Below are 17,844 nucleotides of genomic sequence, written 5' to 3' on the forward strand. Positions count from 1 at the left end.
CCCTCCTCTATGCATATTTTTTCTTCCCTCTGAATGTCAGAAGACCTACTGAAATGGCAAGTGCTGCCGCAATGAGCAGGAAGTAGATCCAAGACAAGGCGGAGGCATAGCCGAAGCCAGTGTCAATCTGGAACATATTTGTCTGGATATGTTCAATGACCGGATTAAGAGAAAAGATGGAAAACATTACAATTGTATAGACGGTATTGACGACGATCATCGGGAAGATGCTTGGCAGGGTAACCTTCCAGAAGCACTCCCAGTTTGACGCGCCATCAATTTTAGCCGCTTCATATACCTGTTGGTCGATTTTTTGCAGTGCAGCCAGGAATATCAGGAACTGTACGCCTGAGAACCAAAGGATGATGATCAGGTTATCCATCAGGTACAGGAGGACGGTACTGAAAAATCCTTCTGAGGAAAGCATCGATTCAAAGATCGCGTATTCCTTGATGGATGGTATGCTCGTCACTCCCTGGGCGATCAGTTCATTGATTACCGGTCCACTCGCAATGATGACTGGCAGGAAAAAGATCGTTCTGAAAAAGTTCCTGAACTTGATCGGCTGGTTGAGCAATAGCGCGATGATCAACGAGAATACGATGATGATCGGCACCGACAGGACCAGCTCCTGTAAGAAAGTCAGAAGCTTTTGGGTAAACACGGCATCCACTGTGAAGGCATATTGAAAGTTGTCGAATTTCACAAATTTCGTCTGGATTCCCTGTGTGGTGATTTTTACTTGCTGAAAGCTTAGAAACAGCGAGTAGAAAAGGGGAACCGCTGTGAAAATCAGGAATCCTAAAATCCATGGTGAGATAAACATTAAGCCTGTTAGTGTATTCTTTGATTTCATGGACATCTGCTTCATGCTTATCTTCCCCCCTCTACTACTTCAAATGATGTTGCTTCCACTTCCACACCTTGTACGCTGAATGGTGCTTCAGTGTAATTGACAATGATGGATACGCCGTTTTCATACACCACTTCGACCACTCCCTTTTTGTGGACAATGCGATCGGTGATGGTCATGTTTTCAACTTCCCCAAGGCTTTCCTTCACTGCCTTGTATTGAGCGATGACTTGTTCCTTCCAGACATCAAACTCGGAAGTGTATAGACCTCTTGATGGAGTTTTCAAAAGCTCCTGGGAGGATTCCGTCGTCAGATAGAAAGATGGATAAGCACCGAATTCAATCATTCTCAGCACTTCCTCTGTCGGGTTATGCGAGAAGTTCGAGAAGCTGGCATAGTATGGCTTGTAACCCTTCAGGACGATTTGCAGGAATGGCACCGTATCTGTCACAAACATATAGCTGGACGAATACATCGGCATATCAAGGTATTTGTCCATGTATCCCCAGGCATAATCGTTCGGCTTATAGAAGGATAATCCTCCCATTTGCTCCTGATATAGCCCGAAGGTTTCTTGATATGTCTCGATCATCTCACTTCTCGTGCTCTTCATCCCTTTGTTGTAATCAGAGAAAAGTGTATAGCCTGTCGTATCTACTGCCAGGTTTGACACACCATGCTCCTTGAAATCTTTTTGATCCTTTTTGGCGATTTCCAATGTCTTCTCCGGACTGAGATAGTAGCTCATTTTGCCGTACTCTCTCTGTGTCATCGGCTGCGCATTTTTCTTTTTCGCGACATCCTTGCTTCCGGAGAAACCTGATGCACCTTCATAGGCTTTTGTAAAATCTGTGTAGAAATAGAAAGGAATATCTTTATCCTTCAATTTTTTCATCGTTTCCTCATAGTCGGCATCGCTACCAAGCTTGCCTTCAAGCGGGAACTTCTCAGGCAGGGTGCCTGTCAGACCGCCTTTTGTATAGCCGCGGTAGACGACATGCATGTTGTCTACTTCATTTTTCTGAAGCTCTTCCACATAACCTGGAATCTCATTCACTTTTGTCATAGGAAGTACCGTATCCCATAGCAGGCCTTTTTTTGTCTCTCCCCCCAGGAATTCAAGGCGGACATCGACTGCATCCTCTTCTTTTTCAAGGCTTTCAGTCTCCACCAAGCGTTCCTGGTAGCGTTTGGCCATTCCTACGTAGTCTGCTTCTTCATCCTCAAGGATCATGACACGTTGCTTGATGTCAAAGGAGTTTTTTTCCTCCTGATAGACATTGAAGCCACCCATGCTTTTACTTGTAGGCTGATAGTAGCTGAAGCGGTACTGATACTGGGAGGTTACCCAGAAAAAGTCGGTGGATGCGCCGGAAGGGTAAGCAAGGATGCTTCCATAGCTTTGCCCCTCTTCAATGGCGGTGATGAATCCATTTTGCTTCACACCATGAACTGCACCATAGACTGGAACTGAAATTTCCTGTGTCGGATAAGTATAGTCATCCTGGGAAGCTATGTTACGGGTGAAGCCTTCATCTGTTCCATAGATGTTTCCAACGAAAGGAGTGTCGGAACGGAACGGGCTTTTTTCAAATCTCATCAAAGCGCCGCTGCCATCAGGGATGAACAGGTAGCCGCTGATGTCGTCCTCATTGGCCGCTCCAAGGAAAGGGTATACCTTCATGGAAACGATCTTGTTGTATTTTCCATCTTTGATCCCTGCATCGGGAACATGGATGACGACATCGTCTTCTTCAAGGCTCACCTTCAGCTGGACATCGATACTGGAATTCTTGAATTCGATATCAGCCTTAAAGCCGTTTTCTTCCATCGTAATTTCAGATTCCGATTCGGACGTCAGGATACTTTCCGTTTTCACGTTTCCTTTGCGGTCCAGGTAATCGATCGTGATGGCCGATTGGACCATTTCTGTCCATGTATTGTTCAGTCGATAGTTTTCAGGCTGATCCAATCCGGAGTTCCAGATATATCCCGTGCTCTTGTTCTGGATCTTGATGGCGAGGGATGCCCTGTTTACGTAAAGAGCAAGCTCTTCGTTTTCCGTAACCTTTTCAAAGCCTTCCAAGGAACCTTCCGGAAGTGGCTTGTTTTCCTTTTCTGTTTGCGTGAATTGATTGGAATCAAATCGCAGGGTCTCTTCCCCAAGCTCCGATTCCACCTCAATCTCTTCCAGCTCGTCCTTGTCTTTGAGGGAATCCGCAATAACATGGACGGGAAGCATGGCAATCAGAAGGAACAGGATAATCTTTTTATACACGGAGAATCACCTCCTGAATGATCGCTGTGACAAAGTCTACTACTTGATCCATTAATACATAAATGATAAAGCACACGAGCACGATGATGATCATGCAGAATATCGTGATCAGGATGTTTCTTACTGTTTCAAAGAATTCATAGGCATGTATCTCTTTTACCATGATGAACAGGATGACGAGCGACCAGCCTATCATGACCTGCATCGAGAAGGTATATAGGAATGCCTCATTCAACGTCAATGCATTGGATAATATCGTGACTGGGATGATGAACATCAGATAAGGAGCCAAGCTATAGATGGTTCCTATGTAGATGTCCCGGAATCTTCCCTCTCCGTCACTGATCGTACTTACGAGATAGTTGGATACGATAAACAACAGGATCGGCAGGAAGAGTGTCACAAGTTCGAATGCAAAATTGATTTGGTCTGCGTTAGACCCTCTGAATATAAAGCCTGTGAAATATTTCATGATGAGATATTCCAGGAATAGAACCAGGTAAAGAATGGTGGCGGAAACCAGGGATACCTTTCTGACACGCTTTACATAATAGAAGCTGTCCACCGGTTTTTTCAGGAAGTTCACAAGGAATAAGAGCTCTGAGACCAAGGTCTTTGCTTTGATCCTCTTCCATCTTTTCCGTGGTTCTTTGAGAATGCCTTTCTTTTTATCCACATACAGGACAGAAGCGCGGATGGCGAATAAGCCGATGATGACTGCAAATACCTTGCTTAAGTGCTCCTGCATCCAGATGTTTCGTATCTCCCAGAAGGAATTGGAGTATCCTTCCTTGCTGTTGACAATCTTGAAAGATTCCAATGCTTCTTCATATTGCTGTTGCTTGTAGTAGGCTTCCCCCATTGCAAAGTGGGCAAGGCCGATGGACGAGTTCAAGCGAAGGACCTCGCTCCAGTACTTTCCACTTTCTACATAGAGCCCTTCTGCATATAAGGAGATCCCGCCATGCATCATTTCCGCGAATGCGGTAGGTTCAAGCATCTGGATGGTTCCTCTTTCACGATCTGTTACAAGAAGCCGGCCAAGATTATCCACGCTTATCCCTGTTGGATCCTTGAACAGGCCAAGACGGTTTGTCCCGTCATCCTTGCCTCCGAAAATGAAAAGAAGATTTCCATAGCTGTCATATTCATAGATGCGGCCATTGTTTTCAAGAACAAAGAAGTTCCCGAGCGGACCTACAGTTATATCCCTCAGATTGGTAGTATCCGAGATGTCAGATGGGAGTATGTTGCTCCCGGCAATATTGAGCTTTCGTATCACTTCAAATTTTGTACCGGCAGTGACGGTGAATACCAGCCCTTTTTCATCGATGGCGATATTGGTCGGCGCCGGTGGTACCTTTAGGAACATCCTTGATTTTTGACCTTCTGTCGTTAGTGCTTCCTGTACGACAGACATGAGGGACGATTGTGTCCGGTTCACCCCGAAGAATCCAAGGAATGTGCCGTCCTGTCCGATCTGGATGATACCATTATTGGAGCCTTCCCCGATGATGTAGAGGTTACCGCGCTTATCCACGGTCACTTTTTGCGGCTTAAATGGTGATCTTGTCCCAAACAAGGGAGAGTCAGGTCTACCATACTCCTGGATCATCTCGCCTTCCTGCGAATAGCGGAATACCTTTTCATTCTTATAATCCGCTACATAGATTTCCTGATTGTGGTCAACATAAACGCCAGTCGGCTGTGCCAATTGGCCTGCTCCGACCTCTAACAGCTTTTTGCCGTTTTCATCGAATTTTGTGACCTTTTTCGTTCCTGAATCCGCTACATACACATTGTTATTTTCATCAATGTAAACATCTTCTGGATTAACAATCTCACTGTTACTCCCAAAGAGACTGACAGGGATATAGGCTGTCTGCGTTTCGATTATATCCCCCTCGGATGAAACCGTCTCCGTTTTGTAAGGAACAGAAAGCGCAGCAGAGGATTGTGCTGGAAAGAGTATCAGTAGCCAAACACATAGTAAGCCGATGAAGATTTGCTTCATTTTCTTTCCTCCCCTTTACTTGATACCTGAATGCGCCATCGTGTTCATTACCTGGCTTTGTAAGATGATGAAGATGATCAAGTTCGGAATAAACATGATCAGTGATGCCGCCGCTGCCATCCCTTGACCGGCTACCGTATTTCCTGTAGTCGCGGATGAGAGGGTGGACATATAAAAGGCGAATGTTTTCAAGTTTTCATTGTTTACGAATAGCTCGGATGTTTCTGTATTGTTCCATACCACCTGAAACGACAGGATTGCGATAGTGGCAATGGCCGGTTTCACGAGCGGAATGATGATCTTGCGGAAAATCTGGAAGTCAGTTGCACCATCCATCTGGGCCGCTTCAATCAGCTCGTTCGGTATCTGATCGATGAACTGCTTTACAAGGAACAGCCCGATCGGCATGGCAATCAGTGGAAAGATGTGTACCACGAAGGTATCGAGCAATCCCACTTTTTCAATCAGCAAATATCTCGGGATGACTACTGCCGCTGATACGAACATCAAGGCCAGTGTATTGATTTCGAAAATCGTCTTCTTCAATTTGAAGCGTTTTTTCGATAATGCATATCCTGCCATCGTACTGATCAAAACAGTCAAGAACACCACAATCAGCGTAATGGCAATACTATTAAAAAGGTAACGGGACATCGGGACACCCGATGCACTCGTATTATTCATCAAGTCGATAAAGTTTTGAAATGTTGGCTTTTCCACGAAAAATCGGGGCGGATAGGCAAAGAGCTCGTCTATCGGCTTAAATGCGTGAGAAAAGACAAACACTATGGGCATTGCCATAAAAACGGCAAGAGGAATGAGAAAAAGATAGAACTTTAACTGACTCCGGTGAAACCGGTCTGGATTTATTTTCGTTCCATGAAATGCCGACACATCGTTCACTCCTTACATATTGAAGATTAGTAGACGTCTTTTAATCCTTCTCCCCGAATAATCGCCAAGCAACCTTCGAGAATATATAGACAACCAACAGCAGGATAACGGAAATGGCAGCTGCATAGCCCATCTCATAACGGATGAACCCATAATCCTCCAAGTGATTGACCATCAATTGACCCGCATATTGCGGCGTCGGGTTGGCGCCTGATAAGGCAACCCCGATCGCCCCGGCCTGGAAGGTACCTACAACAGCCATTACTGCTCCGAATAACATTTGCGGCTTCATCGATGGGATGGTGATATAGATGATTTCTTGGAATCTATTTTTAATTCCATCGATATAACCAGCTTCATAGATTTCTTTATTGATATTCAGGACACCTGACAGCATCGCCAGGAACCCTACTCCCATGCTTCCCCAAAGTGTCACGACAATCATGATCGTCATTAGGTGATCAGGTGATTGCAGCCACTGGATCGGTTCGAACAGAATCCCCATCGTAATGAGAAGACTGTTAAGATAACCTGTCTGGTCCCCACTGAAGATGATGGTCCATACTACCGCCATCGCTATCCCTGCTGTCATGGAAGGGGAATAGATGATAAGCGCCAGGATGGTCCTTGGTACTCTGGAGATCTGAGCCAGCATCCAGGCAAGCAGGAAGGAAAGGATATATCCTCCTGGTCCTACAATGACGGCAAAGGTAAGAGTATTAGGCAGAACCTTCTGCATAAATACCTGATCCTGCGTCAGTACACTTACATAGTTTGCAAGTCCGATGAAAGTCGGCATTTCAATTGCGTTAAAATACGTAAAGGATAGAAAGATCGCAACCACGACCGGGATAATGATAAAGGTAAAGAAAAAGATAAGGTATGGTGCAAGAAAAATAGATGTTCCTGCATGCTTTTGGACTTTATTCATCATTCTCTTCCACCCAGCTTTCCACTTGTTCAATCGTCGGTATATGGTACGGCTTGATGAGCTTGCCATCCTTCATATAACCGAACTCCTCCATTTTCCTGCGCATCTCACGGTCGATGGTGACCACTGCATCATCCACCGCAGATCGTGTATTTTCCCCGTCAAATACAACACGGTTCCATACATTACTTATTTCACGTTCGATCATATACGTGTAAGGTGTTTTAGGAACCTCCATCAGCTGCTCCCATTGCTCCAGTATCACTTCTTTATGCTCTTCCGGCCATGGAAGCTGTGCAAATGCTTCCAAATTGGAGGTATTCCACATATAAGAAGGTCCATACATGATTTGAAGGGTTGTTGCAAAATCGGTCTGGATCTCGGTTGAGGTCCACCATTTCAGCAATTCCCATGCCTGTTCTTTATTTTTACTTCCGTTAAAGATCATGCCAGCCTGGCCTGATCCGGTTGCCCATCTTGAAACGGTGCCATCCTCCTGCATCACGCCAGGATGAGGTGCGATATCCCACCAACCCGAGATTTCAGGTGCAGCAGCAGTCAGTTGGACGTACGTCTGGAAGTTGGAAACCCCGATCGGCAAAGTAGAATATCTGAAATGGTTATAGAAATTCGGCACCTGAAGCGGCGTACTGTAAATCGTATTCAGGTCTGTCATGAACTGAATGCCCTTGATGGTTTCATCACTGTCAATGGATGTCCCCATCCCGTTCTCCACGTACAGATCACCCTGGTTCTGATAGATGAACGGTGCAGTCGCCTGGAACGGTTTGAATGCGACAGCTCCGGCGATAGGTGTGTAATAGTTCAATCCGAAGCGTTGCAGCTCTGGGAGAACCTCCACTACATCATCCCAAGTATCCGGTACTGGTACATCCAGCGCATTCAAGATATCTTTTCGATAGAATTGCACAAAGAAATCCTGTGTTTCCGGCAGTGCATAAACCGAATCATCAATGATCATCGGAAGGAATGCACCCGGTGAGAAGCGGCCGACCGTTTCACCGAAATCATCAAACTGTCTAAGGTCATAGGCAGCTCCACGGATTGCCAATTCATATGGCAGCCATGTACTGATCCCCAGTGCAAGATCGGGCTGGCTGTTCGCTGCATTTGCCAGGATAAGCTTCTGCTCCGATGGCATGATCGAAAATCTCACTTTGATCCCTGTTTCAGGAGTGAATTGCTGATCAGCCATGTTCTGCATCAATTCCACATACTGTCTTGGTCGATTCACCCAGATATCCACGACATCATCTTCCACATCTTCCGTGGCAAGCGTGTTGGATTTGAAGGAATGGAAGAACTTCAAGACAGATTCCTTTGTTTTTGCAAAAAATCCTAATTCTGCTTTTGGTAATTTTTCATCACCATGAATATATATTCGATCCATAAATAATGGCTGTTTTTTCAAGTCCAATATTGCATTTCCAAGAATCTGTGCAACAGAGCTGGAACCCTCAGATAGCTGTGTCAATCTGGAAGGTATTTCATCCGGTGATTCTGCAAGCGAACGAAGCCTTTCGGATGCAATGTTCAAAGACACCACTTCCACCGCTTCCTGACCTTCACTCAGTTGGAGCAAGTACTCACTTTCCTTGTCCAGAGCGTCAGCCCAGTTCAACAGGCGGTCTTCGATATCCGGCAGATACTCGGTGATTCTCCATCCACGTGAACGGTCTTGGCTATTACCTGTTAATTGTTTGATCGATAAGGAAAGCTCTTCAATACCCTGCATGACCTGATCGATTTCAAAAAGTGTACGATTGACGGGTGAAGCATCTACCTTAAGGGTCAGGGTATTGCTCCCTTTTTCCAGATAAAATCTGTATGCTTCTCCATTGTCATCACTCAGCGTTTCATTCTTCCAGTTCTTTTCCTGCTGGAAACCGTAATGTTCCACTTCTTCAAATGGTACTTCCCCATTGATCATGACGGTACGGTAAACCGGGAAGCTTGTCTGTTTTTCCTGTAATACCTTTAAACTTATGTTGTAATATCCTGACTCTTCAACTTCAATATTCCATGTTGCACTTTGCCCGCTTTGCTCCCAGGACTCCCCGCCAATCACATTCAATAGGCGGCTATCTCTTTTATAAGGAACAACCGAAGCGTCCTGTTTATTGACAGGTCTGATGAATGAGCTGTTTTTCTTCGCTGGATGCTCGGCTTCAATAGTCACCATTGCATCATCTACAAGCTCACCCTTGTTTTGTTCTAAGTATTTTTCATAAGAAGGTATCGTTCCCACACTGTCCACATAGACGTTTCCTAGAAGCATTTCCCCTCTGAGGTTGGAAAGTTTGATCGTGTTCTTCCCTGCTTTCAAATGGAACTTCAATGGCCTTGAGTGCAGATAACTGGAATCCTCCGCTTTTACATAATGCCATTCTTCAATCGGAACCTGTTTTGGAATGATTTCATCCCCAAAGCGGTCTTTCTCAAACTTCGTTGATGCACTTTTCCAATCTTTCGGGAAAAGAATGCGGCGACTTTCATAATATGGATAGCTGCCATTCACTTCGATGGAACCTTCTATCGGTACAATCCCTTCTCCTAAAGGAAAATAATCAAAGCCAAGTTCATATAGACCTTCTTCTTCTACATCCACTTCAACGGTGATTGATTTTTGATCTTTCCAGGAGAAAACTTGATCCTCATAACCCTTGCTTTCGTTCAAAGGCACTAAATCACTTTCAGGAACGGATAAAAAATCAGTGGGACTGATAGCACGCTCATATGGAGACGCATTATCGATTCCCACTTCTTTCCACTGTTTCAGGATATAAAGATAGCTAGGTTCAATGACTTGTTCGGCCAATTGTTCAGGAGAATTCTTTTCATCGGCGAAAGCGATATGATTCGGAATCAATAAAAGCAGTAATAGCGGCCAGAACAACATCTTACGTTTCATATCATTTATCCCCCTCAACAGTTATAAGAAAAGCGCAAGCGCATTGGGAGCATGGTTGTTCCGCCCCCACATTTGCTGCGCCTTTCTATGAAAATTTTAATTATTGACCAATCGCTTCTTTACCTTCTTGCAGCTTTTGGTTTGCCAGTTCATTGATTTGAGAGATGTAATCCTCAATCTTGATTTCCCCTCTTACACTTGCATCAATGATACCTGCGATGTTTGCGTTCGGGTTGTCACCGATTGCTACACCAGTTGGAGCTTCCCATCTTGATTGAACATAGCCAGGAACCGTCTTGAATGGTTCGATCACTGCATTGTCCAAGTTGTCATACGCTGTACGAAGACCAGGAATATCCGTGATTTCAAAGTATGCATCCAATACTTCTTCGTCATTGATGACAGGAAGGTTGTTTACTGCTTTTTCGTTCTCTACTGCGATATCAAGGCGCTTCATGTAACCCTCTTTACCAAAGCCCATGAATTTAGCGAATTTGTAAGCTTCTTCTGCATGCTTAGTAGATTTAGAGATTCCCATGAAGTCGTTTACTACAACTGTTCTTCCACCAGGAGTACCGATGAAATCCCATTCAAACTCAAGGTTATCCGTGAAGTTCGTTACAGCCCAAGTTCCATCCCATACAGTTCCAAGACCGCCTGAAGCCCAAACCTCACCAGCGTTTTCCCCGCTGAAGTTTGCTTTTTGCTCATCTGTCAGGTTTTCATAAGAATAACCGTTTGTTACGATATTGCTTGCAAGGTTTACCCCACCGATAAACTCGTTGCTGTCAAGGTTGTAGCCTTCTTCACTGTATGTGTACCAACCAGCAGTCTCACTTACAGAAGTCGGGTACCAGTCAACAATTGCAAATGGATTGTTCATTCCGACAACACCATTGTTTACATTGGAGATGGAGCGAACCGCTTCAGTGAAATCCTCAACGGAAATTCCATACTCAGGAACATCCAGGTTAGCCTGGTTGTAAAGGTCTTTATTTACATAGTAGCCCAAGAAATGCTGTGCACTTGGGATAGCGAATACTTTTCCATCATAAGTAGCAGACTCTTTTACTACATCTGCAATCTTTGCGAAATCTTCATCTTCAGTCGTGAATTCCGTAATATCCAATAACCAGTCGTTTGCTAGTCCAGTTGGAACCTGTGCAAGCATGAATACGTCCGGCATTGTCCCGGCACTAGCCGCTGCAGATAATGCATCGTTCCAGTCACCTGTGATACTCTCATCGATTTTGATCTTTACGTTCGGGTTTGCATCTTCATATTCTTTAATAAGAAGACGCTCGATGTTTTGCTCTTCTTCTGTACCTAATGCCCAGCTAGCGAAAGTAAGTGTCACTTGCTCTTTGTCTGAAGCTTTATCATCTTTTTTCTCATTTGAAGCATCATTGCTGCAACCGACTACTAACATAAAAACAGTTAAAATTGCGATCCAAGGTTTTAACAATTTCATCACTTACACCCCTTATTGTTTTGTTGTATTAGATAAAAACTTTTTTGATAAGTTTAGATCCCAAATGCTATTGCTTGTCCAACAGATTGATAGGTTTCTAGAAGCTGTGGTAACCGGACATTTCCTATAGAAGAAACAACAACCCCTTTCCCAATTTCGAAACGTTTCAATTTCTTTTCAAAAAATAAAGTGAAGAATTACCTCCTTGGCAACGTTATCCACTCCATAACATCTTCCAATTGATACGTTTCACTAAAGTCATTATACTCCACTCTGAAACCGATTACAATTCCATTTTTAAAGAAATTTATCGGATTGTGTGGAAATAGTGGGAATTCTCAGAAACTCCTGCATGAGCAAACGTTTGCCCATTATTCATCTGTCTCAAAAACTAAAAAGAAAGGAAGGAAATCTTATAGAATCGATTCGATTCATGTAAGATTTTCTTCCTTTACTTCCTATATCCAATTTTACTTAATATGCACTGAATTACCAGTTTTTGCACTATCATAGATTGCAAGAATGATTTCCAGGGCGTTCCTTCCATCCTGAAGGGAGATTACAGGATCCCTGTCATCACGGATCGCTTGAATCATATCATCGATGATTGGATAGTGACCTTCCTGCCCAGCTTTGTCAGTTGATGATGCTTTGTCTTCGTGCAGGAAATGCCAGCTTTTTATTTCATCCAGGTATTTTCCTCCGACAATTGCCGTACCACTTGTACCGAAAAGGCTCAATGAGGCTTCAAGGTCCGTCGGATAGATGGCGGTCGATCCCTCGATGACGCCGAGCGCACCACTTTCAAATTCAAGGACCGCGACACCTGTATCCTCCATTTCCATCGTATGCCGCCTAGTCGCTGTAAAACCTGAAACCCTTCTGACCGGCCCCATCATCCATCTTAGCAGATCAATATTATGGATGGACTGATTCATCAGTGCACCACCATCCATCAAGGCCGTGCCCCGCCACGGATCCTGATCATAATAGCTTTGGTCCCTATACCAGCGGACCGAGGTCGTTGCGTGCATCATCCTGCCAAAGCTGCCATTTTCGAGCTTTTCCCTCATCTTCAGTATCGGCCGATTGTACCGTTTCTGGAAGGCTACAGCCGCTTTGACTTTATATTTGTCGGCCGCAGCAATTACCCTGTCCGCATCTTCCATGGTGAGGGCGATCGGCTTTTCGATGATCACATGCTTGCCCGCTTCGAATGCTTGGATGGCCATATCGGCATGCAGTCCGCTTGGGGTGCAGATGCATACAACATCTATGGAGGGATCACTGAGCATCTCCTTATAATCCGTAAAAAACGTCTGGATGGAATGCTGTTTGCGAAACTCCTCGCCTGTTTGCGGATTTTTATCGCACACTGCTGTAAGTCGCGCATCCTTGTGCATGTTTATGGCCCCGGCATATACAGGTGCTATGGCTCCCGCTCCCACAATGGCAAATTGAATCATAGCTGCATCCTCCTAGTCCGCAAGAGTGATTGGTTTTCCTGTTCTTGCGGATTCATAGATTGCAAGAATGATTTCAAGCGGTTTAAGCCCTTCCTCCCCGTTTACGAGCGGTTCACGGTCCTCTTCGATTGCCATCATCATATCTTCTATCTGAATGCGGTGTGCACCGCCGAAGATGGCCGTAGGATCACTCGCACCGGTTCCACTGTCTGTTTGTTCAGTATTGGCCAGGTTTTCCACCTTGCCCCCGCTGTACCATTCACCTTTGCTATCCTGTGTCTTCTGGAAGTGATGTGTCAATCGGTCATTTTCAATAACCGCGGATCCCTTTGTTCCAAATACTTCGAGACGACAGCTAAATCCAGGGAATGCACTGGTCGTGCCAACTATCGTGCCGAGCGCCCCGTTCTTGAAGGTCACCGTCGCGACCGCCACATCCTCGACCTCCATCCGCTCATGTGCAAGGGTGGCTGTTCTGGCAAACACACTTTCAACCGGCCCCATCAAATATTGAAGCAGATCTATCGTATGGATCGATTGATTCATCAGCGCCCCTCCGCCATCAAGCGCCCAAGTGCCACGCCATTCGCCGCTATCATAATACTCCTGTGTACGGTACCAGTTAACCGCACATTCACCAAGGATCATGCTGCCGAAATTGCCCGCTTCCACTTCCTTTTTCACTTGGATGGTGGCAGTGTCGAAACGGTGCTGGGAGATGACCGAAAGCTTGACTCCGGCATCCCTGCAGGCTTTGATCATTTCCTTTGCTTTATGGATGGAGATGTCCATCGGTTTTTCCGTGATGACATGCTTTCCGGCTCTAGCAGCATGTATGGCCATGTCAGCGTGCATGCCGCTTGGGGTAAGGATGTTGACTATGTCTATATCGTCTCTCTGGATCATTTCGTGATAGTCGGTATAGAAGTCGGTGCAGTATTTGTCCGCGAGCGCTTTTGCACGGTCCTCTTCTACGTCTGCAACGGCTACTAATCTGGCATTCGGAATCGCATTAATCTGTTCTGCATGCGTGGCGCTGATGGATCCGCAGCCGATGAGGGCGAAGCGCATTTCTTTGGTTTGGGTATTGGCATGTGGCATGGGTGGTCCTCCTTTTGGTTTGAGTTTGGTTTTAGTTTTGATGCGGTGCTGGGATTTTTCTGTGTGATTTTTATATAAAGAAAAGTAAATGCTGAACAAAAACATTGCATAGAGCGTGTCATTTCTTTATTTTGCACTGTTGTGAGTGTTTTTTGCTTTTCACAACGGTCAATTTACTAGTTTGATGGGTATTTTTTGACTCGATTCTAACAGATTTCATGAACATTCTAACAATTCTTCCGATCATTCTAACAAAATTGCAAAACATTCTAACAAATTCGCCTATCTTTCTAACAATTCGACTTCGATGAACTGTTCACAGGCATCCCCACTTCCTCAAGCAGCTCCTTGAACCGCTCGACAGCCGTGACAAATAAATCCGGGCCACTGAATCCCGAGAACGGACCGGCAGCAGCCAGATGAGGCTCCATGGAAGCGAATCCGACAAAACCCCGCTCAAGCAAAGCCTGATACAATGCCTTCATTTCGCCATCTCCATCACCTGCTGGCACCACATGGCCATCCGCGAACCTTGCATCCTTTACATGCATATATTCCACAAATTCTTTCAACAATGGATATGCCTCCGTGAAAGGCTTCACCCCGCATTGTACGAAGTTCGCCGGATCGAACGCAGCCCGAAGATTTGGAGATTGGCAGCTTGAAAGAATATCAAGACAGCGCTCTGCATTGTCCCCATATATGTCCTTTTCATTTTCATGCAGCAGCACCACATTCTCCTCTTCTGCGACCCGGACAAGTTCTTTCATCCTTCTCAGCACTTCGTCCCGGTAATCACCAGGGTTCTCTCCTTCAGGGATGAAGAAGGAAAAAATACGGATGTACCGCGACCCAAGTACATGAGCGGCTTTCACCACCCGCTGGAAATCTTCCATATGTACTTCAAAATCCTCCAGCACACCTATTTTACCGATCGGGGAACCAATGGAAGAAACCGAAAACCCCTTATAATCCAAAGCTCCCTTGATCGCCAACAGTTCCTCATCAGACAGATGTGCAACATTCTTCCCCCATACACTGCGGAGCTCAAGATGCCGGATGCCCTGTGATTCCAGGACATCGAGCTGCACATCCAGTTCGGGGGAGATTTCATCTGCAAAGCCGGTCAATGTAATCATCCAATCCCTCCTTTAAATGACTTTACTCAAATGCTTGCGGCTTGCGGCATCAAGGGACTCGATATCCTTGATCTCACAGCGCTTGCCTTCCATGTCCGTTATGATCAGTCTATTCACCCCGATCATCTGGATATGCTCATGAATGTTTCTCATCAGGAGCTTGAGATCTCCGCGATCCGTCTTCACCTGGAAAGTCCAAAGGCCAGGCTCCTCTTTGATGGAATCAATCCTGGTCACAGCCGGGATGATATAGCGGAGTTTCAGCTCTGTCACCAATTCTTCCCGGCTTTCTTCATCAAACTCCTCGATACTGCGTATGATCCCGATTTCTTTGTCATCCTTTGTCCAGACAGATAAATATTCATAAGGTTTTGTCATCGGGTAGGTACGTCTGACCGTTATTTCGGGAAACAGCTCCCTGTCCGTTTCCATCCTCAGCATTCCGCCGGCACTTCTTGTAAAGGATGTATCAGCTGGATCGATATAGGTTATTTCAAATAAATCACTCATCCGACCTCTACTCCTTTGATCTGCGACATTTCCTTTTGCGCTTCCACAAGCTTATAGTAGATTCCTTTTTGAGCAAGAAGCTCTTCATGTGTCCCTATTTCTGCGATCTGACCTTTATCGATTACGACAAGCCGGTTGGCATTTCGCAAAGTGGAGAGGCGGTGCGCTATCGCAAAGGTCGTACGGCCCTGCACGAGCCTGCTGACCGCTTCTTGTATCTTGTGCTCGGTTTCTGTATCAACGGATGCCGTTGCCTCATCGAGAATCAGGATCCGTGGGTCATGAAGGATGGCACGTGCGATGGCAATCCGCTGCTTCTGTCCGCCTGACAAGCGGTGGCCGCGTTCGCCGACCTGCGTTTCATAGCCATCTGCCATTTTCACGATGAACTCATGGGCATTCGCGATTTTTGCAGCACGCATGATGTCATCAGGCGTTGCATCCTGATTGGAATACGCGATATTGTCAGAGATGGATCCATCAAAAAGGAACGTCTCCTGCAATACGACCCCAATCTGTTTGTGAAGGTCTTCCTGTCTGATATCCTTCAGGTCGATCCCATCAATTGTGATCGTTCCTTCTGTCGGATCATAAAAACGGCTGATCAGATTGATCAAAGTGGATTTTCCGGCACCAGAATGACCGACAAGACCGATCATCTCCCCAGGCTCCACTATGAGATTCAGGTCCTTGATGACAGGACTGTGCTTCTCATAGCCGAACGTCACATTCGAGATTTCCACCTTTCCTTCCATATCGTTGACCGTCACGGCGCTTTTGCTATCGGGCACTTTCGATGGGGTATCCATGATTTCGAAAATCCTGTTTGCAGATGAAATCGCACGACTGACCCACGTGATCATCTGGTTGTACCATTGCAACGGGCCAAAGAACATCCCCAAGTAAGCCACGAATGCCATCAGGGTCCCAAGGCTCAAGTCATTGCTGACAACAGACATGCCGCCGAAATACCAGACAAGCAGCATCCCCGTTCCTGTGATGAAAGAAAATATCGGGAACACGCCCTGCCACATGCCATCGGTTTTGATCGTCTGCGACATGAGGATGTCATTTCCCTTCATATAACGGGATTGCTCCTGTTTTTCCTGTCCAAAGGCTTTTACCACCCGGATCCCTTGCAGGGTATCCCCCACTACCATGTTCAAACGGTTGATGGCCTGCCATTGCTTGTACCACATCTGATGGACCCTCGGCCAGATCATGACAGAGAAGAGAATGACAATCGGAGTCGGCAATAGGGCAAAAAGGGTCAGCTTCCAATCAAGGCTTAACATCATGACAAGGATTGCGACCAGCATCAGGGCCTGGCCTACCACCCAGAGGACACCGTCGGTCAAGAACTGGCGGGTATCCTCCACATCCCTGTTTACACGACCAATGAACTGCGATGTCTGCCTCCGGTCGAAATAACTTAACGATAGTCTCATCAGCGATTGGTAGACCTCTTTTCGCAAATCTCCCATCACTTTGCTTCCGATCCAGACACCAAGGACTCCCCTGACTATCTGCATCAGGGCAAGGACGATGCTCGTCACACCAAGAAGTGCCACCCAAAGCAGCAGCCCTCCGCCGATATCCTGAGGCTCGAGCACCTCATCGACCAGAATCTTGGTGATATACGGTGGAGCAAGCTCCAAGAGGGTAGCTAAAATCAGCATCACCATGGCAAACAACATTTGCAGGCGATATGGCTTGGTGTACCCAAGCAGTCGCCCGACCACTTTTTTTCTATCCACACAGACAGAGCATGCATTGGTCCCTTCCTGAAGCGGCCGCTCGCAGTTCGGGCACTGGCGCGGCAAGTCATTTTTCGATAATACAGGCAACGGCTTCCCGTTTATCAGATTCTCTATCACTTTTACCGCAACAGTGAACTTACTTGTCAACGGAGCGGAAAAACGTACAACCACCACTCCCCCATCTTCGCTTTCGACTACCAGGGAACCGCCGCCTATATAGGAATCCAGCTTCGCTCCCTTCAACTCTGATATTCCCAACGATTTTAAAACGCTTCCATTCTCTGCGTAGACAAAAATATGATTTTCTGTAACTCCGAGCCAACTGTCTACAAAACTACCATTCTCATTCATGTCCGCTTTTGCAAAATACAATATGTCCCCCGCCGGCATGATAATATCGGGAATCTTTTCTACTAATGACATATATGTCTTACTCCACCTTTACGGTAAATTTTCGAAACCTCGTATTAATTAATTTATTGTTTGAATTTATT

General features: G+C 45.7%; 12 protein-coding genes. All 12 read right to left on the minus strand.

From position 1 onward, the window contains the following. Nucleotides 1–7: 7 nt before the first annotated feature. Nucleotides 8–871, minus strand: a complete 864-nt coding sequence (locus JOC95_RS00275; protein ID WP_204412372.1) for a carbohydrate ABC transporter permease — start codon at nt 869–871, stop codon at nt 8–10. Nucleotides 872–873: 2 nt separating this feature from the next. Next, the gene (locus JOC95_RS00280; protein WP_204412374.1) at nt 874–3,132 is read right to left on the minus strand and encodes a DUF5696 domain-containing protein; all 2,259 of its coding nucleotides are present in this window, start codon (nt 3,130–3,132) and stop codon (nt 874–876) included. Continuing rightward, nucleotides 3,125–5,146: a YIP1 family protein gene (locus tag JOC95_RS00285; RefSeq protein WP_204412376.1), complete on the minus strand. Its 2,022-nt coding sequence runs from the start codon at nt 5,144–5,146 to the stop codon at nt 3,125–3,127. The genes JOC95_RS00280 and JOC95_RS00285 overlap by 8 nt, the downstream gene beginning before the upstream one ends. A 15-nt stretch (nt 5,147–5,161) precedes the next feature. Next, nucleotides 5,162–6,040 carry an ABC transporter permease subunit gene (locus JOC95_RS21595; protein ID WP_204412378.1) on the minus strand — a complete coding sequence of 293 codons (879 nt, stop codon included), beginning with the start codon at nt 6,038–6,040 and terminating at the stop codon, nt 5,162–5,164. Between the two features lie 40 nt (nt 6,041–6,080). Further along, on the minus strand, nt 6,081–6,974 hold the full coding sequence (locus JOC95_RS00295; protein ID WP_204412380.1) for a carbohydrate ABC transporter permease: 894 nt from the start codon (nt 6,972–6,974) through the stop codon (nt 6,081–6,083). Further along, nucleotides 6,964–9,903 (minus strand): extracellular solute-binding protein, encoded by a 2,940-nt coding sequence (locus JOC95_RS00300; protein WP_239582641.1) that lies wholly within the window; start codon nt 9,901–9,903, stop codon nt 6,964–6,966. The genes JOC95_RS00295 and JOC95_RS00300 overlap by 11 nt, the downstream gene beginning before the upstream one ends. 100 nt (nt 9,904–10,003) lie before the next feature. Next, the gene (locus JOC95_RS00305) at nt 10,004–11,374 is read right to left on the minus strand and encodes an ABC transporter substrate-binding protein (protein ID WP_204412382.1); all 1,371 of its coding nucleotides are present in this window, start codon (nt 11,372–11,374) and stop codon (nt 10,004–10,006) included. 470 nt (nt 11,375–11,844) lie between these two features. Then, nucleotides 11,845–12,840 carry a Gfo/Idh/MocA family protein gene (locus JOC95_RS00310; RefSeq protein ID WP_204412384.1) on the minus strand — a complete coding sequence of 332 codons (996 nt, stop codon included), beginning with the start codon at nt 12,838–12,840 and terminating at the stop codon, nt 11,845–11,847. A gap of 12 nt (nt 12,841–12,852) precedes the next feature. Next, on the minus strand, nt 12,853–13,941 hold the full coding sequence (locus JOC95_RS00315; RefSeq protein ID WP_204412386.1) for a Gfo/Idh/MocA family protein: 1,089 nt from the start codon (nt 13,939–13,941) through the stop codon (nt 12,853–12,855). A gap of 290 nt (nt 13,942–14,231) precedes the next feature. Next, entirely contained in the window at nt 14,232–15,080 is an 849-nt protein-coding gene (locus tag JOC95_RS00320; protein WP_204412388.1) for a sugar phosphate isomerase/epimerase family protein, read from the minus strand. A 12-nt stretch (nt 15,081–15,092) separates the two neighbouring features. Next, nucleotides 15,093–15,590 (minus strand): DUF1854 domain-containing protein, encoded by a 498-nt coding sequence (locus JOC95_RS00325; RefSeq protein WP_204412390.1) that lies wholly within the window; start codon nt 15,588–15,590, stop codon nt 15,093–15,095. Beyond that, complete coding sequence (locus JOC95_RS00330; protein WP_204412392.1) at nt 15,587–17,773, minus strand: ABC transporter ATP-binding protein; 2,187 nt, start codon at nt 17,771–17,773, stop codon at nt 15,587–15,589. Before JOC95_RS00330 ends, JOC95_RS00325 begins: the two co-directional genes overlap by 4 nt. Nucleotides 17,774–17,844: the final 71 nt, after the last annotated feature.

It is taken from the genome of Sutcliffiella tianshenii (genome assembly GCF_016908565.1).
Lineage (GTDB): Bacteria > Bacillota > Bacilli > Bacillales > Bacillaceae_I > Sutcliffiella_A > Sutcliffiella_A tianshenii.

Coding starts and splice junctions, on each gene's coding strand:
- JOC95_RS00275 (WP_204412372.1), bottom strand. CDS start 871: ATGAAGCAGATGTCCATGAAATCAAAGAATACACTAACAGGCTTAATG.
- JOC95_RS00285 (WP_204412376.1), bottom strand. CDS start 5,146: ATGAAGCAAATCTTCATCGGCTTACTATGTGTTTGGCTACTGATACTC.
- JOC95_RS00295 (WP_204412380.1), bottom strand. CDS start 6,974: ATGATGAATAAAGTCCAAAAGCATGCAGGAACATCTATTTTTCTTGCA.
- JOC95_RS00300 (WP_239582641.1), bottom strand. CDS start 9,903: ATGAAACGTAAGATGTTGTTCTGGCCGCTATTACTGCTTTTATTGATT.
- JOC95_RS00305 (WP_204412382.1), bottom strand. CDS start 11,374: ATGAAATTGTTAAAACCTTGGATCGCAATTTTAACTGTTTTTATGTTA.
- JOC95_RS00310 (WP_204412384.1), bottom strand. CDS start 12,840: ATGATTCAATTTGCCATTGTGGGAGCGGGAGCCATAGCACCTGTATAT.
- JOC95_RS00315 (WP_204412386.1), bottom strand. CDS start 13,941: ATGCCACATGCCAATACCCAAACCAAAGAAATGCGCTTCGCCCTCATC.
- JOC95_RS00320 (WP_204412388.1), bottom strand. CDS start 15,080: ATGATTACATTGACCGGCTTTGCAGATGAAATCTCCCCCGAACTGGAT.
- JOC95_RS00325 (WP_204412390.1), bottom strand. CDS start 15,590: ATGAGTGATTTATTTGAAATAACCTATATCGATCCAGCTGATACATCC.
- JOC95_RS00330 (WP_204412392.1), bottom strand. CDS start 17,773: ATGTCATTAGTAGAAAAGATTCCCGATATTATCATGCCGGCGGGGGAC.